Annotated in this window: 12 protein-coding genes; 6 read left to right on the forward strand and 6 right to left on the reverse strand. The window is 39.6% G+C overall.

From position 1 onward, the window contains the following. Positions 1 to 11: 11 nt before the first annotated feature. From HEQ28_RS12065 to HEQ28_RS12085, 5 genes are all read left to right on the forward strand, one after another. Positions 12 to 1,619, forward strand: coding sequence for a RagB/SusD family nutrient uptake outer membrane protein (locus tag HEQ28_RS12065; RefSeq protein WP_434502758.1), 1,608 nt, complete (start codon positions 12 to 14; stop codon positions 1,617 to 1,619). Positions 1,620 to 1,701: 82 nt separating this feature from the next. Next, the gene (locus HEQ28_RS12070) at positions 1,702 to 2,439 is read left to right on the forward strand and encodes a hypothetical protein (protein ID WP_434502760.1); all 738 of its coding nucleotides are present in this window, start codon (positions 1,702 to 1,704) and stop codon (positions 2,437 to 2,439) included. Beyond that, entirely contained in the window at positions 2,414 to 3,919 is a 1,506-nt protein-coding gene (locus tag HEQ28_RS12075) for a glycoside hydrolase family 28 protein (protein WP_434502762.1), read from the forward strand. Before HEQ28_RS12070 ends, HEQ28_RS12075 begins: the two co-directional genes overlap by 26 nt. 8 nt (positions 3,920 to 3,927) lie before the next feature. Continuing rightward, a complete protein-coding gene (locus HEQ28_RS12080) occupies positions 3,928 to 6,495 on the forward strand; it encodes a GH92 family glycosyl hydrolase (protein ID WP_434502764.1) in 2,568 nt (855 codons plus the stop codon). Positions 6,496 to 6,526: 31 nt separating this feature from the next. After that, positions 6,527 to 9,928, forward strand: coding sequence for a GH92 family glycosyl hydrolase (locus tag HEQ28_RS12085; RefSeq protein ID WP_434502766.1), 3,402 nt, complete (start codon positions 6,527 to 6,529; stop codon positions 9,926 to 9,928). 98 nt (positions 9,929 to 10,026) lie between these two features. Here the strand turns inward: HEQ28_RS12085 and HEQ28_RS12090 are convergent, their stop codons facing one another. The 6 genes from HEQ28_RS12090 to HEQ28_RS12115 form a co-directional block, all read right to left on the reverse strand. Then, positions 10,027 to 11,943, reverse strand: a complete 1,917-nt coding sequence (locus HEQ28_RS12090) for a glycoside hydrolase family 97 protein (RefSeq protein WP_434502768.1) — start codon at positions 11,941 to 11,943, stop codon at positions 10,027 to 10,029. Positions 11,944 to 12,188: 245 nt separating this feature from the next. Continuing rightward, complete coding sequence (locus tag HEQ28_RS12095) at positions 12,189 to 12,923, reverse strand: Bax inhibitor-1/YccA family protein (RefSeq protein WP_434502770.1); 735 nt, start codon at positions 12,921 to 12,923, stop codon at positions 12,189 to 12,191. 87 nt (positions 12,924 to 13,010) lie between these two features. Continuing rightward, complete coding sequence (gene ispF, locus HEQ28_RS12100; protein WP_434502772.1) at positions 13,011 to 13,484, reverse strand: 2-C-methyl-D-erythritol 2,4-cyclodiphosphate synthase; 474 nt, start codon at positions 13,482 to 13,484, stop codon at positions 13,011 to 13,013. Continuing rightward, complete coding sequence (gene porV / locus HEQ28_RS12105; RefSeq protein WP_434502774.1) at positions 13,484 to 14,650, reverse strand: type IX secretion system outer membrane channel protein PorV; 1,167 nt, start codon at positions 14,648 to 14,650, stop codon at positions 13,484 to 13,486. Before porV ends, ispF begins: the two co-directional genes overlap by 1 nt. Positions 14,651 to 14,682: 32 nt before the next feature. Next, the gene (gene porU / locus HEQ28_RS12110) at positions 14,683 to 18,192 is read right to left on the reverse strand and encodes a type IX secretion system sortase PorU (protein WP_434504462.1); all 3,510 of its coding nucleotides are present in this window, start codon (positions 18,190 to 18,192) and stop codon (positions 14,683 to 14,685) included. Positions 18,193 to 18,264: 72 nt separating this feature from the next. After that, positions 18,265 to 18,882, reverse strand: a complete 618-nt coding sequence (locus HEQ28_RS12115; protein WP_434502776.1) for a fumarylacetoacetate hydrolase family protein — start codon at positions 18,880 to 18,882, stop codon at positions 18,265 to 18,267. Between the two features lie 214 nt (positions 18,883 to 19,096). Here HEQ28_RS12115 and HEQ28_RS12120 point away from each other — a divergent pair, with 214 nt between their 5' ends. Next, complete coding sequence (locus HEQ28_RS12120; RefSeq protein ID WP_434502778.1) at positions 19,097 to 20,233, forward strand: glycoside hydrolase family 43 protein; 1,137 nt, start codon at positions 19,097 to 19,099, stop codon at positions 20,231 to 20,233. Positions 20,234 to 20,432 lie beyond the last annotated feature (199 nt).

Below are 20,432 nucleotides of genomic sequence, written 5' to 3' on the forward strand. Positions count from 1 at the left end.
GAGCTAATGATATGAATACAAATATAAAATTATTATTCGCAACTGGCATTCTGACCCTTGCTGTTAGTTGTTCAGATTTGGATGTTCCTGTATCTTCTCAATATACAAAATATCCATCCAACGAAATTGCTATTGAGTCAAGAATGGCCAATATTTATTTTAAAATGAAAGATTGCTTTGGTCGTCGATATATGGAAGCGCAGGCTCTTTCGAGTGATGAAGAGACTGCTGTTGCATATAATGGAGGATGGTTAGATGCTTATGCTTATGCTCATCCTAGTCTTCATGACTATGCATATGAAGACGCTACATTAGACTGGATGAATGTTCTAGGGACAGGAACAGTAACAGCAAACGAGGTTATCAATAGTGATGCCGATGTTAAGTATGTTGCTCCAGCTCGTGCTATGCGTGCTTTCTTTGAATTTATTATGATGGATAGTTGGGGCGATGCTCCTATTATTGATAATACGGTAAAGGGCATTGATATTCGAGACCGTCAACCTCGTGCTGATGTTGCTAGGTATATAGAGAAAGAGCTTCTTGCGATAATCCCAGACCTTACTACAGACGTGAATGGAGATAATTACGGAAAGCCTTCTAAATATATGGCCGAGGCTCTACTTGCAAAGTTGTACATAAATTGGCCTGTTTATACTGCAGTGTCTGTAGATCAATATGATGCTGCAACTGCAAAGAATGAGAAATTAGATGACTGTATCAAGATTTGTGATGATATTATTAAATCTGGTAAATTTAATCTTGGTTCAATGGCTTACCGTTTTAAGTTTGCTCCAAATAACTCTGATTTGAAGGTTGAGGACTTTATTTATGTAATGCCTTATGATACCTATACAGCAACGGGTATGCAATATGGTCGTGCACATTCTTATAAGGATGTAAAGAGCATGAACCCTAGTTACTATGGTATGAACCTTTCAAACTCTGGTGGTGGTTACATGACTATGACTCCAGAATTTGCAAGCTTGTTTAATCTACCAGGTGATGAACGTAATAACTGTATAATCGGTGATACTGTTCATGTATACAATCCTACTACACTATTGCCTACAAGTAAAGTGGCTCTTGATAAATCTGGTAATCCTTTGGTTCTTACAAAGAGCATTACTTTAATAAAGCAAGATGCAACTCTTGATGTTGGTGATAATTTAACAGGCTGGCGTCAAGGTTATCGTCCAATAAAATTCTTTGTCACGAATAGTGATTTCATGAATGGACGTAACCAGTCTAATGACTTGCCAATATTCCGTTATGCAGATATCTTGTTGGAAAAGGCTGAAGCAATCACACGTGGTGGAACACCAACAAATGGTGAGACAGCGCAGAGCTTGTTCAATCAGATTCGTTCTTATGTAAAGGCTCCAACAATAGATCATAATCCGACTCTTCAGGATATATATGAGGAACGTGGACGTGAGTTCTTTGATGAGAATTGGCGCCGCAACGATATGATTCGCTTCGGACATTTTGAAGATGAGTATTTCCCTCATTATAAGGGATTCTCAGGTGCAAGATTTGAAAAAACTCGTCGTATATTCCCAATTCAAAAGCAAGATCTCGATGTGAATCCACGATGGAAACAGAATCCTGGTTATTAAACCTTACATAAAAAATTGATAGGGGGGGGAGAGTAATTCCGCCCCTATTATTTATTTAGAAAATACTATTAAAACTCTATATATGAAAAAAACTATTATTTATTTATGTGCTGTTTGTGGTTTGTTGTCACTAGCACAAACTATATCTGCTAAAGAAATAAATGAAAACGCAGACACAACAAACATTATGCTGGTAAAGCAATATGGAAGTTTCATTAAGGATGGACGCCCTGTACAATATTGTGCAGATAAAGGTTTGTTGATTATCGTTTCTCCAGGTGATGATTATACTAAGCCTGTGATTGTATTACGTAATAAAACTGGTAAAGCTTTTGATTTTAAACCAGAGGGTATCAGTGTTCATGCTCTTGCAATGAAAGGCGTGAAGAGCAAGGATACGCGTTATCTTACGACTGCAAAATATATTAAGGATGGAGGAAAAAAAGAAAATGTAGAAAGAGACTCTTTACCAATCTATTCATATTCAAAATATATAAGTAAAGTTAGTAACCAGCAAGCTTGGGGAAATGTACTTGTTGGAATAGCTGATGGGGCTATAGATGCTATGGTCTATAATCCTCAGTCAACTACTGATAGAATACTGTTGGATCAGAATAATGAACAACGTTATAAAGAAAACATGAAGGAAGATGAAGCCCATATAAAAAAAATAGTTGATGGTTATTGGAAAGAAAACACGATATTCAATAATACAGAACATTCTGGCTTTATCGCTTTTAAAGGTGTAAAAACCGATAATATTATTTATTCAATATTAGTAAATGGCGAGAAGTATGAATTTACATTCTATTTCAACTAAATCAATACTACTGTTATTTATTTGTCTGTTCATTGGTGATAATACTTCGTATGGGATAATACTTAATACGACCAAACTAAAAATTGCCAATGACGGTACCACATTATGCACGCTGCAATTGCAGCGTGCAATTGATAGAGTATACAATAATGGTGGTGGCAGACTAGAAGTTACTCTCGGTAAATATCTTACCGGGAGCATTATGCTGAAGAGTGGAGTAGAACTGCATCTCATGAGTGGTGCTGTTATTTTGGGAAGTACAAATCCTAAAGACTATTATTCAATTAATGCCCAACCTGTGGCAGACAAGCGCAATGATAATTCAAACATTGCGCTTGTGATGGCTGATAATGCTGAAAATATAAGCGTTACTGGTAATGGTACTATTGACGGTCAGGGATTGATGCTTGCGCTAAATATAGACAGTCTCTATCATAAGGGAATGCTGAAAGATAATAATTATAATGTCAGGCGAATGCGCCCTAGCGAGCAGGTACGCCCCAAGCTATTCTATTTCTATAAATCAAATAATGTCACAGTTTCAGATTTGTGTTTGAAAAATAGTGCCTGTTGGGGATTATCGTTTGATCTTTGTGTTAATTTGAATCTTAAAAATCTCAATATCAATAATCGTGCATACTGGAATAATGACGGTATTGATATTGATGATTGCCAGCATGTTAAGATTGCTGATTGTGATATTAATTCAGCCGACGATGCAATCTGTCTGAAATCTTATCATGTAAATTCTTCTTGCGCAGATGTTGATATTCTGCGTTGTAATTTGCGGAGCAGTGCTAGTGGTGTGAAGTTTGGTACAGCTTCTTGGGGAGGTTTCAGAAATATTCATGTAGCCGACATAAAGGTCTTTGATACTTTCCGTTCGGCAATAGCTATTGAAAGTGTTGACGGAGGAAGCGTTGACAGCGTATGTGTTGAGCGGATTAATGCTGTTAATACAGGTAATGCGATCTTTCTCAGACTTGGTCAGCGTGCAGGAAATAAAAACGGTTGTATGAAAAACATTATTCTTCGCAATATTACTTGTACTGTGCCTTTTGAAAGACCTGATAAAAATTATGACCTTCGTGGTCCGGAAGTTGATTTCTTCCATAACCCCTTTCCAAGTAGCATTTGTGGAATACCTGGCAACAAGATAGAAAATGTTTTGCTTGAAAATATCAATATAGTTTATCCAGGTAGGGCCACAAAGGGAATGGCTTACGTTCCGTTGTGGCGTGCTGATAGGATAGACGAACAGATAAAGTCGTATCCCGAATTCTCAATGTTTGGAGAACTTCCTTCATGGGGTTTTTATGTGAGGCACGTTTCAGGGATTACTTTCAGTAATGTGAAATTGTCACTTACAGACCATGATTTCCGTCCAGCATTTGTATTCGAAGATGCTGCCGACGTTACATTGAAAGACGTTATGTTTCCAGGAGACAAAAGCCGACAAATATATTTCGTAGACAAATAAATTATTCTATGCGCCGTATCCAGTTTATTATATCATTATTTTTTGCGTTGTCTATTCATGCGCAATACACAAAATTTGTAGATCCTAAAATAGGCAGTGAAGGACAAGGACGTGTCTTTATTGGTCCCTCAATGCCTTATGGAATGGTTAAGCCTGGTCCTGATTGTGTATCAATGCCAAATGCTGGTTGGGAGAAAATGCCTGAAGCCGTAAAGGGTTTCAGTCAGACTCATGTTAGTGGAACTGGTGGAGGACAGAAATACGGCAATATTCTTATTCAACCATTCAGGGGAACAATTCAGAAGACAGAATATCTTCAGCATCGCAGTGCAGAGACAATGTCATTGGGATATTATTCTTGTGATTATATCGAAGGTCCTCACACCGAGATTACCACTAGCGAGCGTTGTGCTATTTATCGTTTCAGTGGACTTGACGGTCTGTTTGTTGACTCGCATACTTTCCTAGGCATAGACACCATTCCTGACAAACGCGAGGCGCAGCAGTTTGTTGGTAGTGAGATAAATATAAATGGCGAGCATGAAATAACAGGATACTCCACAGTTAGAGGAGGTTGGAACAATGGTGGACCATATACAGTGTATTTCTGTCTTCAGAGCGATGTGCCGTTTAAGAAGAGCATGACCCGAGATAACAAATATGCGTGGGTGATGTTTGATAAATCAACCGTGAATGTGAAGATCGGAATCTCTTTCGTTTCAACAGACAAAGCAAGACAGAATATCGTTAGTTGTGGTTTTGATGACCAATTGTCGCATCTTCGCAGTGCGTGGAATGTATTGCTCTCAAAGATTAAAATAAATGCCTCTGAATTGCAGTCACGAATGTTTTATACTGCACTTTATCATACAATGCTGATGCCTGTAGACCGAAGCGGTGAAAATCCTAACTGGACCGCTGTTCCGTATTATGATGATTACTATGCTATATGGGATACCTATCGCACTTCGTCTCCGCTTATCACACTCCTTTCTCCACAAAGACAGCGTGATATCGTGAACTCACTCATAAACATATATGATAACGAAGGCTATATGCCAGATGCACGAAGTGGAAACTGTAATGGAAGAACACAGGGTGGAAGTAATGCCGATATTGTCATTGCCGACGCATTTGCTAAGCGACTTTCAGGAATAAACTATGAACATGCATTCAAGGCAATGATAAAAGATGCCGAAGTGGCTCCTGTTGATGCTGAGAAGGAAGGACGTGGAGGAATTGCAGAATATAATTCATTGGGTTACATTCCTTATGGAATAGACAGGGCTGGAAACAGAACCGTAGAATATAGTTATGATGACTGGTGCATTGCGCAAGTAGCGAAAGGGTTAGGATACAAAGTTCTCTATGATAAATATCACAAGCGCTCAGGCAATTGGCGTAATCTGTGGCGTGGTGATTATCAGTGGCAGGGAATGCGTGGATTTATTATGCCTCGTAATGCTGACGGTAATTGGTTGGATTCTGTCGTATGGGGTAAATCCAAAGTCTATCATCCTCTCATTCCATATACTCCCGATACGAAGGTTGCACCGTGGTATATTCCTTGGTGGGGAACATTCTTCTATGAGGCGCTTTCGGCAGAATATAGTTTGAGTATTCCTCATGATGTAAAAGGACTTATTGATGCTTGTGGAGGTAAGGAAAGGTTTGTAAAGCGACTTGATACATTTTTTGAAAACAAACATTACAATGTGGCTAATGAACCAAGTTTTATGACGCCTTATTTGTATCATTGGGCGGATAGACCAGAACTTAGTTGCGAGCGCATCAGACAGATCGTAAATGATAATTACAGTGATCGTCCTGATGGTCTTCCCGGTAATGACGATAGCGGGGCCATGTCTTCATGGTTAGTCTGGAATATGTTGGGACTTTATCCTGTTGCAGGTCAGAATCTTTATCTAGTAGGTTCGCCGCTTATAAAGTCGTATTCAATAGATTTGCCAAATGGCAGAACATTGAACGTTGACGCAAAAGGCGATAGATGGAAGATGAAATTCATCAGACATGAGGATATTCTCAAAGGTGGAACATTGCACTTGCCTAATCATAATGCGGTGGCAAAGTCGCCAAAAACGAAAGAAACAGAAAGTACACGTGCTTTTAATTTATCACCAAGTGCAACAACACATCTTTGTAAATTTGTTCTTAATAGGCAGTATCGAAACTGGATAGTGAAGTGTGATCTATCAAACAATGATACATTGAGACTTTTATGTAACAACTCACTCTATTCCATTCCTAAGACGGTAATGGAGTATGCAGAAGGTTTCTGTTGGTATAGTCCACAGAAGGGTAGTAATATTTATAAATGCAATGAAACATTCCTTTTTATTTCATTCAAAGCCTTGAGTGAATTAAAACGTGATGGCATGTTTGTATATAATGGGATTATATGGCGAAAGATTAATACTGACGCAAATATCATTACAGTTAAGGCTGATGTAGACGGCACTGTTATGAAAATTTCTACGTCTTCAGAATTGCCATGGGTGTTAGAAATGCGCAATAACCCACTGGGAATAGATTGGAATATGGAATTAAATGATTAATTTTGCAACCTAACAACATTATATCCTCTTTATGAAAAAGACCTTATCTTTATTGTTGCTGCTTATATGCATCGTCAGTTTTTCTTATGCTCAGAAGTCACGAGAGCAGATGGGTGGCGTTTACTATGCATACCAAGCTCCGCAAAATATCACTTATTCAAAAGTTCCTGAAGGCTATCATGCATTCTATATTTCGCATTATGGCCGTCATGGTTCACGTTGGCTGCCATCAGACTCACGCTACGAATGGGTGAATAGTCAGTTTGCTGACGATTCTAATCTCACAAAGTTGGGGAAGAGTCTTAAAAAACGACTTACAAAAGTTTGGAAGAATGCTATGGGTAATGGTGGAAAACTCACCGCTCTTGGTGCTGCGCAGCATCGTGGTATTGCCGATAGAATGTATGCAAACTTTTCCGAAGTCTTTAACGGAAATAAAGTAACAGCCCACGCTAGTATTATTGGACGATGCGTTAAAACTATGCAGGCATTCAGCGACGAATTGAATAAATTGATGATAGGAAAGGCAAATGTAGAACAAACTGCCGATTCAGCTGATATGGTTTGGATTGCCAACGATTCGCCAGAAATGAAAGCTCTTTCGTCACGAACAAAAGTTAAGGCTTATATCAATGGACAACGTTTTGCAGCTGCATTGTTTAAAGATCCTTCAAAGATATCTGATGCAGATAAATTGATGGGAGAGATTCATGCTATTGCTTCTGATATGCAAGATGTTGAGTTGAAGATAAGGTTTGATGATGTTATAAACGATGAAGAATGTCGTGCAGTATACGAGCAGAACAATGAGCGCATGTGGATTTGCAACGGTCAGTCTCCTGATAATTACAGTGCACCTTCACGTTCAGCATTTAGCCTTTGGAATGATATTGAGACTAAGGCTGATAATGCTGTTACAAATGGTAAAACGTCTGCTGACCTCCGATTCGGACACGATACAGCATTGTATCATCTAATGTCGCTTCTAGGTATTTCAACTCTTTCTGATGAGCGTGTTGATAAGATGGACGAGGTTGTTCCAATGGCAGCAAACTTACAAATGATATTTTATACCAATGGTAAGAATGTAATTGTAAAGCTGATGCTTAATGAGCATGAAGTGAAACTTTTCGGTCTGCGTCAGGAAAGTCCTTACTTTCAATGGGATGCATTAAAGAAATATGTGCATAAGAGAATGCAGAATGCTTTGTTACATGGACAGATTGAGGCTATCAATACAATGGTTGGAACAGACTTTTCTGTTACCAGTAATTCCACTTACGGTAAGGGCAAAGAGGAACATGGACAGACTCTCCCTGCTGCATTTGAACCTAATGGAATGAACTTCTGGACTCCGCAGACACAAGATACAGAACAAAAATGTCTTGCTCCTTATTATTATCGAGATAAGAAGTTTCAAGGATTCCGTGCAAGTCATTGGATGGTAGGTGGATGTACTCAGGACTATGGTTCTTTCACTCTTATGCCAGAGATGGACGTACTTCGCCTTAAACCCGAAGAGCGTGCTTCACGTTTCAGTCATGCGGATGAAATTTCTCATCCTGATTATTATTCTGTTGTACTGCCTGATGAACACCTTCAAGCTGAAATGACTGGAATGAGCCACACAGCAATGTTCCGTTTTAAGTATACTAAAAGTGGTAAAGCCTATTTTGTAGTAAATACAAATAGTGACGAGAAAGAAGGTTTTGTTGCTGTAGACACGGCAAGAAACTGCATTTATGGTTACAATCCAGTGCATCGTATTTATCAAGGTTGGGGTGAAAAGGCTGGTTTTAATGGCTGGTTTGCCGTACAGTTTGAGGATCCTATTGTAGAATATGGTGTTAAGGACTCTATAGCTTACGTTGCTTTCAATGTAAATGAAGGCGACGAGATACTAGCCAAAGCTTCAACAAGCTTTGTTGACATGAAGGGCGTATTCAATAATATCGCCCAAGAAGTTCCACATTGGGAATTTTATGACACTCGTTGTCGTGTTGTCTCATCTTGGCAAAGTAAGTTGGCAAAAGTGATTGTAGAGTCTCCCGATACTGCTGCCGTAAACAAGTTCTATGGCGCTTTGTATCGTGCAAGTTTCCTTCCTCGTGCATTCAGTGACAAGGATGGTCGTTATCCGTCTTTTGCTGGTGGAAAGAAGATTATGCAACATTCTTTTGGTGCATTTGCTGGTAGACCACTCTATCGCCGCATTTATCAGGATTTCTCAATGTGGGATACTTATCGTGCATTGTGTCCGCTGAATATTATAATCGACAATAAAACAGGTGGTTATCTACAAAGTCTTGTTGATATGTATCAGCAAGGTGGTTGGTTGCCAATATTCCCAGCATGGAATAGTTACACAGCTGCCATGATTGGTGATCATTGCAGTGCAGCCCTTGCCGAAGGAATGGTAAAAAATGTAAGCGGATTTGATGAAAAGATTGCTTATGAAGCAATGCGCAAGAATGCCTTTGAGAGTCCTAAGACTTTTGAGGAATACAAGAATGGAATGGGGCGCCGTGCCTTGAAGAGCTATTTGAAGTATGGATATATTCCTATGGAAGATAGTGTTATGGAGGCCTTTCATACGCACGAGCAGGTGAGTCGCACTCTTGAATATGCTTATGATGATTATGCCTTGGCTCAGGCTGCAAAGGTCTTGGGCAAGACAGATGATTACAAACTGCTTATGAAGCGCGCAGCTAATTGGAGAAATGTAATTAATCCTGTTACCGGTTGGGCTGACGGACGCTATAAGAATGGTAAATGGCTTGGCAACAAGGATATCTTAAGTAGGGTGCCGTTCATCACAGAGGGAGCTGCAATTCATTATTCTTTCTATGTTCCACATGATGTTTATGGATTGATTAAGGTTATGGGTGGAAAAGATAAATATGTGTCTAAGTTGGATTACCTCTTTGGAATATCTAATACTTCAGATGATTCTGCCTTCACAAAATCATATTATTGGCATGGAAATGAACCGTGTCATCAGATTCCTTATATGTATGCCTATGCTGGAGAACCATGGAAGACCCAGCGAATCGTTCGCCACATCATGGATAATGAATATTTGGATGTTCCTGGTGGACTAAGTGGTAATGATGATGCTGGACAGATGAGCGCATGGTATATGTTCTCGGCAATTGGATTTTATCCTGTTTGTCCTGCTTCACAATATTACGTAATTGGAACGCCTACATTCAAAAAAGTAACGATTGGTGAATTCGTAATAGAAGCAGAGAATGTTTCAGACAATAATTTCTATATACAGAGTGCAACGTATAATGGAAAGCCTTATACTCATAACTACATTACTCACGAAATGGTGAAAGGAAATGGAGTGTTGAAATTTATTATGGGACCAAATCCTAATAAGAATTGGGGTAGTGCAAGCAATGATTGTCCACCTGACTTAATGAAATAAAGAATCTAAAGGAAAAATAAGATTCAGAACAACACTATACAAAGAAGCCTTGAAAAGTTATTTTCTACTTTTCAAGGCTTCTTTTTTATTCAGTAAACTTAACGACGAACGACAGCTACAAAACCTCCTCTAGGTAAACAATCGATTTTAAGAGTTTGCTGGGCGTTTTTAGCTGCATCGATAGCAAAACTTCTTCCATCGGGACCATCTGTGAAGAGTGTAAATGTCTTGGCGTTTGGTGCAAGTTGCTTTGGATTAAATGTCAACGTCAGCTTTTGGTCGGTTCCATTAATACCTCCGACATACCAAGTATTGCCTTTTCTTCGTGCAATAACTACTGAAGTTCCTGGGTATCCGCTCAAGAAGCGAGTTTCATCCCATACGGTAGGTAAAGTAGCGAACAAACTTTTTACCTGTGCAGGCATTGCTTCATAAGCTGAAGGACGGTCTGGATTATGTAGTAAAGCCGACTCAAACAAAATAGGAAGAGCCAGTTCATGTGCATGTGTGGTGATATGAGGATACTGCGAATCAGTAAAAGTTCCTGGAGTGTAGTCCATTGAGCCTACTATATTTCGAGTGAACGGTAGAGTGGCATTATGGCTAGCAGCAGCCTGAGTCATCTTTCCATTGTTGTTGTACCATTCTGCACCATAGACAGCTTCGGTCGTCATAAGATTCGGATAGGTGCGTTGCCATCCACGAGGCAGTGTTGCTCCATGAAAAACCACCATCAGATGATGACGAGCCGCCGATTTAAGAATGTCAATGCATAGATTCATGTCTTGTGCGTCATCGCCCTTAAAAAAGTCTACCTTGATGCCTTTGACACCTATCTTTTCCAACCAAGAGAATTCTTTTTCTCTTTTGTCGGGGTCGTTAAGTCTATAAAAAGGACCAGGAGCTCCATTGCTCACCCAATTCATACTAGAATTGTACCATACCATTATTCCTATCTTCTTTGAGCTTGCGTAGACAACAGCATCTTCAACATTACCACCATTGCCCATTTCGTCCCATTCTGCATCAATCAAACTATAAGGCCAATGCATATTGACCGCCAAATCAATGTATTCTTTTACTCTCTTAAAGTCGCGTGAACCATGATTATAAGCCCAATAAATCCAAGACACACTTCCTGGATGAATCCAATCAGTCTCTTTCAGAACATTTGGGTCTGCAACATCGGTCACTCTTGTAGACTGAACTATAGTAGCCAAGTTGCCTGCAAGTACAACACGCCATGAAGATTTCCACTCATCACCTTGGGTAGATTGTGAAGCATCTGCAAATTCCACATGGTAAGCATCTGGTTTGGTTTGGTTATTCAATCGAGATGCACAATGATTGTAGGTGATATTTGATTCGGTGAGGAATAGGTATAGTCCGTTTGATATTTCCATCAATGCAGGATAAGCCCACAGACGATTGTTTGGTCGGTTGGCATCATATCCTGCAGTCGTAAGGGGATAAAAGGCTTCATAGCTATCTGGAATATATTTTTGTATCCAGCGTTTAGTACCTTCAGCAATAGGATAGACTGTTAAATCTCTGAGAATTTTCTCGTCTTGTGAAGTCTTGATTTGATAACGGAAAGCCAAACCATCGTTGGCAAGTTTGAAGACAACCGAAAGCACCTGCTGATTGGCATTGACAAAGTTTATTGTTTGCTCTGTTTCTGTCTTTGTGCTATGCGTTTGCTTTCCTTCTAAAAGTGTATAATCAATCTTGTTCTTTTTGCTCTTTCCAACTTCTCCCCATTTCAAAGATCTAAAGTCTTGCTGGCTAGTGGTTAGTCCCATCTGGGCATTCACTAAAACGTTTTGATAGCTTCCTTTTACTTGTTTGCGGAGCGTAAAAACTGGTGTGCCATATTCCTGGCTACCTTTTTTGTCAATACTTACGTTCACCTCCAACTGCTTGTTGGGCGAAGTGATTTTCACATTGGCAAATGCCACCGAAAGGCATCCACTAAAAAGGAATAATAATCCTAATTTCTTTTTTGAAAAAAGCATATTTTTGAACTGTTAATAATGTTACTATTTTAAGGTGTCACAAAGTTAGTATTAAAAATCGATATATTTGTGCCTTTTTATTAGAATTGTAGAAAATAGCAACTCTATATTAAACTTGTGAGTTCAATATGATACTTTTAGAGGAAACGTAAACGAGATTTGAGAACATCAGATTAGGCACAAAAAAAGAGGCTACGAACGATAAGTTCGCAGCCTCTTTTAATGCGTATTTATGAAAACGCTGTTTAATTGTTTCTGCCTCCGAATATTCTCAACAGATAAATAAACAGGTTAATAAAGTCTAGATAAAGGCTCAATGCACCTGACAGCGCAATCTTCTGTGAACCCTCGCTCATGTCCTGAGCCATTGCAAGCTGATTCTTGATGCGCTGGCTGTCCCAAGCTGTAAGACCAACAAATAGAGCTACTCCAACATAACTTATTATCAAGTCCATTGTACTGCTCATGATAAACATATTGACAACAGATGCGATGATTAGTCCAATGATTCCCATGAAGAAGAGACTGCCCAGACTTGTAAGATCCTTCTTAGTGAAATATCCGAAACAAGCCGTAACGCCGAATGTGCCAGCTGTGACAAAGAATGTCTTTATGATAGCGGCAGGAGCGAACGCAACAAAGATGTATGACAATGTGGCACCGTTGAGAGCTGCAAATATCGTAAACATTAATGTTGTCGAAGCAAGAGAACGATTAGGTTTCCACACGCTGTTGCTGATTTTCCAAACCAATACGAGTTCGGCAATCATGATGCCCCAGAATACTAGTTTATTGGTGTAGATAACTCTCAATAGGTTCGGAGATGTTGCAACACCATAGGCTACCATTCCGCTAATAGCAAGCGCAAAGGTCATCCAAAGATATACTTTGCGCATCAATGCTGGAAATGCAGCTGAAAACGCAATTTCTCTTCCATATTCTTGTTCTTTAATTTTCCTTTCAAAATCTTGTACTTCCATAATCTTTATTTTTAATTAATGCAAAAATAGTACTTTATGTAAACTATTACAAAAACAATGCCACTTTTTATAGTTTATTTAGTTCCATTATTTTTCAATAAGACAAACTGCATAGGCTGACATACCTTCCTCACGACCAGTGAATCCTAGTTTCTCGGTGGTCGTTGCTTTAATTGAAATCAGGTCTTCGTCAATGCCCAGAACCTCTGCCATGCATTTTCTCATTTCAGGAACATGTGGATTAATCTTCGGTCGCTCTGCACAAACCGTGGCATCTATGTTACCGATGTGGTATCCCTTGCTAGAAATGAGCTCAACCGTTTTTTTCAATATAATCTTGCTGTCCATATTCAGAGTGGCTTCGCTGGTGTCTGGAAAATGATAGCCAATATCACGCATGTTTGCAGCACCCAGAATGGCATCGCATATAGCGTGAATCAACACGTCGGCATCACTGTGCCCTAGCAAACCCAATGAGTGGTTAATCTTTATTCCACCCAACCATAAATCTCGACCTTCAACAAGTTTGTGAACGTCGTATCCCATTCCTACTCTTATCATTATTTCTTTTTAAATAAATCCTTTATTCCGTCCAAATCGAATGCAAGTGTAAACCTTAGTGTCTGGTCAAGAGGGTTGCTCTTTGCAGTCGCAATCACATAGCCAGCATCTAGGGTAAAAGCGTTCATCTTGAAGCCTGCTCCAACGGTGAAATACTTACGGTTACCTTTGTTTTCGCTTTCGTGATGATAACCTGCACGCAGAGAGAACTTGTCGTTGTAGGTATATTCACCTCCTAAACTCCAGTTTACTTCCTGCATCTCTTCCTTGAAACCGCCTGGTGCATCGCTGAAACTCTTGAATATTCCGCTGATGCTCGATACATCGTAATAATCTTTCTGTAATCTGGCTTCATAATCAGTGCTTGACTCGTCGTCTCTTTGGATAGGGTGTGTTGGCACTAGAAGTTTGTTAGCGTCTGCTGCAATGGTAAATTTGTTGAATTCGTCTAGTGGAATCATAAGAGATGCTCCAAGACGCATGTTTGTCGGTATGAATTCACTGTTTTTGTCGCTGCCAAAGTTAATCTTGCTTCCTATATTAGAGATGTCCAGTCCAAGTCCTAACTGGCATTCACGTTGTCCGATGGTGATGTAGTCTTGGTAATAGGCTGCCAAATCTGCCGCAAATGCACTTCCTGGTGAAGTATCCTCACTGTAGTCATAAGTAAGGTCTGAATAAATCCATCTCACACCTGCAGCAATAGAGAACTTTTCTGAAAGCATTAGTGAGTAAGCTACGTCGAAAGACATTTCATACGGATTGATAGTCATGTCTCCAGAGCCTGTTTCGGAACTACTCATCATAACTTCTCCCATGTTGAAATACCTCATTGAGGCAGACACTGCACTGTAGTCGCCAATACGATAGTAACCAGCAATTGTAGCAAGATCCATATCGTTGACAAGCTGGCGCAACCAAGGAGTATAGTTGAGTGCTATTCCTGCACGGCTTATTGTGAATGGATACTTAGCTGGATTCCAATATTGCGAGTTAACGTCAGGATCTGTTGCTGCACCTATGTCGCCCATACCTGCAGCACGAGCATCTGGCGCAATCGTCTGAGACGTTACGGCTGTACGCACAGGATTGAAAATATCAGTCTTCTGTGCCAATGCATTCATTGCCGTAAAAATCAGCGACAATATTATAATGTATTTCTTCATATAAAGTCTTTTAGTTTAAACGTCTTTGATGGCTAATTATTGTCAATCACAATCAGTTTATGCGACTTGCTTACTTTTGAACTTCCTTCAGATGAAATCTTAACACGGTATAGATAAACACCAGTGTGAAGTCTGTTTCCTCCGTCTGTACATAAGTCCCAAGTCACAGTGTAGACGCTGGAAGTAGGAATGGCTGTTTCTGAATGTTTCCAAAGTATTCTGCCACTCATGTCAAAAACTTCTATCTGCACGTCCATGTCAGAACCAGTACGATCGTGGTTGACAATAAACGTGGTAGTTGTAGTTGCTGGATTATTTGACAAAGACACCCCGAAAAGATTTGGCTCAAGTTTGTTAACTACATTGAAGTCTAGTTGTGCCGTTGATGAATTATTGAGAATGTCCCAAGATCTGAACTGCAGTTTGTGTCTGCCCTCTGTGAGTTCTGGGATATTATAGTATGTTGTTCCACTCTTGTACGTTCCGAAATCATAACTAAAATTGTCGTTTAGATTATACGTCATTGTGGCTTTACCGTCTATAATAAGTTCCAAATTGTGACCAATTCCGCTTCCTGTGACGTTTATTCCGTTCTCGTCTTTTATTTGAGCCACGAAATATGGGGTGGCATTCACATTTCCACCATTTTCAAATGAAGGAGAATTAAGATAGCAATATATTGCGGGACCTATAGAATCGTTGGCGGCTACATCAGATCCTCCTACCTTGAAGTGGTCTGAATGTCCATTTGCTGTTATAGACCTATCGCTGTTTACGGCATATAGGTTTATAAGTCCAGTTCCATCGCTATAATTTATGTCTTTTGGTACAGCGAAAGAAAAAGCAAACTTGCCTGCTCTTACACTGTCAGATCCATTATACAACACTTTCGTGCGGTCGTAATATTGAAATGCACTGTCTGCTTCGGTAGGATCATTTAGTCGGCATGTTATTAGTTCTTTTGAGTCTCTTACCGTAGCCGTAATAATTCCGGTTAGGGAAGTTGCATTCTCTACGTGTCCCGATATTCTGGCAATGCTTCCACCTTTGAATATAGGTAGTGTCGAAGATAATGTAGAAATTCCGTTGATCGAGTCGACTACAATGTTTAGGCTTGGTTTAATGAGTGATATTGCGGGGTCTCCAAGCAATGAATATTGTAATTTGTTGGTTGTAAGATCTTTGCCGGTAGTTATCATTTCGGTCTTTGCTAACCTTTGTGCATCACCTATTGTATTCGCTTTTCCGCCAGTGTAGTCAAGTACATAATTCAGATAAGCCATGTTTAGCACCTTATTGTATTGCGCATAAACAGTTCGTGTTGTTCCGAAAAAAGCCACTGCACCACCGTTCTCGTTCAGTACGGCAGCCTCTCCAATTGTTGCTGTAGTTCCGTCAAAAGGCATGATGTCGCATGAGGCTGTGATCCATAAGGGTAAAGCCTTATTCTTGAATGTGGCAAAGTCGTTAAGTCCAAGTACCGACTCGTGTGAAATTTTTATTTCAGAGCCATGTCCAGCGTAGTCCATTATCAGGGCTCCAGTGGCTTGCTGCTGTTTGATGATTTTCGTTACGTCAGGGTAAGTGTTCCCTGTAGTAGATGTCTCTCTCTTATAGGCGTCCCAAATCACCTTTTTTATTAGATAGTTTGGATACTTCTCTGCCATCATGTCGGCTGCAGTGTTGGCATCGTCCATGTGTAGGTTCTGGTTACCGTCATCACCCATAAACATCATTGTGTTTTGCCAAGCGCCTGCATTTTCGTTGGTCACGTAGTTTATGGTCTTGTCAACCATAATCTTTGCCTCGGCAGCCGATGTTACAGGGAATCTTCCAACCGAAATATCTGGTGTGTCTTTTCTTTGTGGGTCGCCTCCTTCACCATCATCAAGAAGTGCGTAGAAACCATCATCAACGTAGCATGTGATGGAATTGAACGAATTTTCGCTTTCGTAGCACAATAGATAATCATCCTTGTCGTATGTCTTGGTGTCTGCAGTGAGCATTCTGTTGTCCCATACACCGTCGCCAAACAATAGCAGATATTTTGGCGCCCCTGCTTTTGTAGAAGCTCGGTCGTAGAGCATCTTAAGATATTTTCGATAGGCATTGGCATCAGGTGTTCCGCTTGAAAACTCATTATATAGTTCGTCAGCCTTCACAATGTTCACGCTTAATGAGTCATGAGTCTCATGAAACTTCTTTAGTCTTTCGGCTTGCTCAAGTAACTTTCCTGATGTAGGGATTATGATCACCATGTCTGCTTGTTTGTCTGCATGATGATTTTGATTTGAAATGTTGCTTACATATTCGGGAATAGGAAATGCACCCTTCGCAATATCTGGAGCTCCAATAGGAGCGTCCCATGCCATTGACACATAATCCAGACGAATAGGACCGCCAGATAATGCCTTTATAGAAACGTTTTCCTTATCCTTTAAGTTATTAATATAATATGTGTTGCTCGCCTCGTTACCGTTGTCGTAGCTTCCCAACGAAATATCCAGCGTGCCAAGTATTGAGTCGTTAAGCATTATCTGCACCTTTGAGTTAGTGCCTGCGCTAATGTTAACCGATAGTTTTCCGCTTTTGGCATTGGCTGTATTATTGAGGATGATGTTCTTACTGTTTCCTGTTGTAATCTCGTCCTTGTCAAACAGGTTTCGTCCTCCATGATACCATGAATATCCGTCTACTTCATAAAGAGAATGATAGTCGTCTGCTGAAGGGTAGAATGAATTTATGAAGGTTGCAGAATCAACAGTCTGCGGTTCTATGTCGTTTTGCGTGATGAAATAATATCCGTAATCAGAATAAGGATTGCGGGTGCGTCTGCTTGCATCGTTGCTACTCCATGAAACAGGACCTCGACCATAAAATAATCTCTTTCCGTTAATATTGCATAATGCCACTTCTTTCAAGTCATCGTAGGCAATAAGTTCATCCTCATTAAGTACTTCGTTTTGAAGATTTCCACCATAACCATATATGTGGACCTTCGAAATGTCAGAGAATCCAGCCTTTCTTATAAGCGCATCTGTAAGTTCAAATACGCCTGATGATGCAATTTTTATCTTTGCCCAACTTCCTGATGAAAGCACTGAAGATATTGCGTATCTTGATGATAAAACTGTTGATCTTGAAATTGTAGCCGATGATTTGGCTCTAGTTTTGTTGATTGCTGATGATTCAACTTTTAGCATGTAGCTTGCCAATATGCGGTAATGCCCATCACGAAAGACGATAGGGCAGAATGATACCACAAGGCATGGCTGTTTACTATTTACAGCAATAAACTGATTTATTACAGGCAATTCAGATAAGGGGGCACCTGATATCTTGTTGTATTGATCAACGTCAGCTTGTGGCAATTCAATAAAGTCGGGATAGAGAATGCTTACTTTATATATAGAGTCTTGATAATCAAGTCCAAGTGGAAGTGAATACGTGACATGAGGCAGTGTAGAATCTATCTTTACCTGATCGTAAGTCAGGTTAAAGAATCTCTGTGAGGCTGAGAGCGTGCAGCAAACAGCCAACATCACTGTTGCCAATATATATTTAGCGAAACATCTCAAAAGACAAGTATTATTTGAAAATATTTAGTCAACAATCTATTTGCAATTGAAATCCAAAAGTTTGTAGTCTTCTAGGTAACCCTCCAAATGGTCGTCAATGTTTACAGGACCACAACCTGTAGGGCAACCAGTATAAATTAGGTCGCCTGTCTTTATTGTGAAATAGCGACTGATGTAAGAAATGATTTCGTCAACTTTGTAAAGCATGTTACCAGCGAAACCTTCCTGCACGGTATTGCCGTTGATATCAAGATGAAATTGCAAAGACTGAATATCTTTAAGCTTGTCTTTCTCCATCCAGTCACCAATCGCAGCCGAACCGTCAAATCCCTTGCTTATTTCCCAAGGCTTTCCTGCATCTTTCAACTTCTTTTGCAGTTCACGTGCCGTAAAGTCAATTCCAACAGTCACTGCGTCGTAATATCGGTGGGCGAAACGCTCTGGAATAGTTTTTCCCAGTTTGCATATTCTCACCACTAATTCTGTTTCATATTCAATCCTTCCCATATCATCGGGAATGAAAAAAGGTTTTCCGTCTTTCAATAAGGCTGTGTCAGCCTTTGTGAAAATCACGGGTTCTTCTGGTTTATTTAACGTGCCGTGCAGTTCTTTATTGTGCTCGGCATAGTTCATTCCAATAGCAAAAATCTTCATATTGTTTGTAGCTTTATAAAGGAAATAGGTAAATGAGTCTTTTCCTGTATTATTGACAAAGGTAAATAAAGTTGCTGGAATCACAAAATAAAAAAATGTTTTTTGCAAATTAAGCTTATGTTTACATAATACGAATTTCACCTCTTATGATACGAAAAATACACCGTTCTGTTGTTTAATTTTGTTTAATTTTGCAGTCATTATATTTTTAATTATGAAAACAAAACTAATAATCAGTCTATTTTTGTTATTAGCGTTGTCGCCGATACAGATTGTCGGAAGAGACGCATCTAAGAAGTTTTATCCTGGTGAAATTTGGAAGGACAACAACGGTGTCCATATCAATGCGCATGGTGGAGGTGTGATAAATTACAATGGTACATACTATTGGTTTGGTGAACACAAGTCTGACACAACCAGTTCGGCGATGGTTGGAGTAACTTGTTATTCTTCAAAAAACCTTGTTGATTGGACAAATCGTGGAGTAGCGCTTGCTGTATCTAACGATGAAAACAGTGACATTGCCAAGGGGTGCATATTGGAACGCCCAAAGGTAGTTTACAACAAGAAAACCAAGAAGTTTGTTATGTGGTTTCATCTCGAGCTAAAGGGACATGGGTATTCTGCAGCTCGCTATGGTGTGGCTGTTAGTGATAATGCTGCCGGACCTTATAAGTACATTCATTCGGGACGAGTAAATCCTAATATCTATCCTATAAATATAATAGCTAATGATACTGTTGATGTAAATTCTCATTACACCGACATGATGGCATTGAAGTGGTGGACTCCTGAATGGTATGATGCTGTAAAGAAGGGGCTATTTGTAAAAAGAGATCTTGCAAGCGGACAAATGGCACGTGATCAGACTGTTTTTGTTGATGAAGATGGAAAGGCTTATCACATCTATTCATCTGAAGATAATTTGACTTTACAAATAGCTGAGCTCACCGATGACTACACTGCTCATACTGGTAAATATGCTAGAATGGCTATTTCTGAAATGAATGAGGCTCCTGCTGTATTCAAGAGAAACGGTGTGTATTGGATGATTACAAGTGGATGTACAGGATGGGCACCAAACAAAGCTAGATTATTTACTGCAAACAACATTATGGGACCATGGAAACAGTTGCCAAATCCATGTATAGGTAAGGGAGCTGACTTAACATTTGGTGGTCAAAGCACCTATGTACTGAATGTGAATGGAAAGTTCATCTTTATGGCTGACATCTGGAGACCAGAACATCCAAGTGACGCAAGGTATGTTTGGTTGCCAATAGAGTTCAAAAATGACAAGCCTATAATAGAGTGGCGTGATAGCTGGAGTCTGTCAGATTTTAATAAATAATAACGAATTACGAAAAACACCCCTGCTTTTACGAAAATAAGTCTAAGATAAGAGGTGTTTTTTTGTAATTTTGCATAATAATAACTAATAATGTACTCAAAACTCTTAATGAAATGATTATGTATAATGTAAACCTATCACCTTGACGATCTTCCTGTTTTTGGAAAATCTAATTACGAAAACCAATACCGATGAAAAT

Origin of the sequence: Prevotella sp. (assembly GCF_051059605.1) — a bacterium.
In the GTDB taxonomy this organism is placed as follows: domain Bacteria; phylum Bacteroidota; class Bacteroidia; order Bacteroidales; family Bacteroidaceae; genus Prevotella.

What these genes read in the sequence shown, in the direction of transcription:
- ispF (WP_434502772.1), bottom strand. Translation starts at nt 13,484, where the DNA reads ATGATAAGAGTAGGAATGGGATACGACGTTCACAAACTTGTTGAAGGT.
- HEQ28_RS12090 (WP_434502768.1), bottom strand. Translation starts at nt 11,943, where the DNA reads ATGCTTTTTTCAAAAAAGAAATTAGGATTATTATTCCTTTTTAGTGGA.
- porU (WP_434504462.1), bottom strand. Translation starts at nt 18,192, where the DNA reads ATGTTGGCTGTTTGCTGCACGCTCTCAGCCTCACAGAGATTCTTTAAC.
- HEQ28_RS12080 (WP_434502764.1), top strand. Translation starts at nt 3,928, where the DNA reads ATGCGCCGTATCCAGTTTATTATATCATTATTTTTTGCGTTGTCTATT.
- HEQ28_RS12120 (WP_434502778.1), top strand. Translation starts at nt 19,097, where the DNA reads ATGAAAACAAAACTAATAATCAGTCTATTTTTGTTATTAGCGTTGTCG.
- HEQ28_RS12070 (WP_434502760.1), top strand. Translation starts at nt 1,702, where the DNA reads ATGAAAAAAACTATTATTTATTTATGTGCTGTTTGTGGTTTGTTGTCA.
- porV (WP_434502774.1), bottom strand. Translation starts at nt 14,650, where the DNA reads ATGAAGAAATACATTATAATATTGTCGCTGATTTTTACGGCAATGAAT.
- HEQ28_RS12085 (WP_434502766.1), top strand. Translation starts at nt 6,527, where the DNA reads ATGAAAAAGACCTTATCTTTATTGTTGCTGCTTATATGCATCGTCAGT.
- HEQ28_RS12075 (WP_434502762.1), top strand. Translation starts at nt 2,414, where the DNA reads ATGAATTTACATTCTATTTCAACTAAATCAATACTACTGTTATTTATT.
- HEQ28_RS12095 (WP_434502770.1), bottom strand. Translation starts at nt 12,923, where the DNA reads ATGGAAGTACAAGATTTTGAAAGGAAAATTAAAGAACAAGAATATGGA.
- HEQ28_RS12115 (WP_434502776.1), bottom strand. Translation starts at nt 18,882, where the DNA reads ATGAAGATTTTTGCTATTGGAATGAACTATGCCGAGCACAATAAAGAA.
- HEQ28_RS12065 (WP_434502758.1), top strand. Translation starts at nt 12, where the DNA reads ATGAATACAAATATAAAATTATTATTCGCAACTGGCATTCTGACCCTT.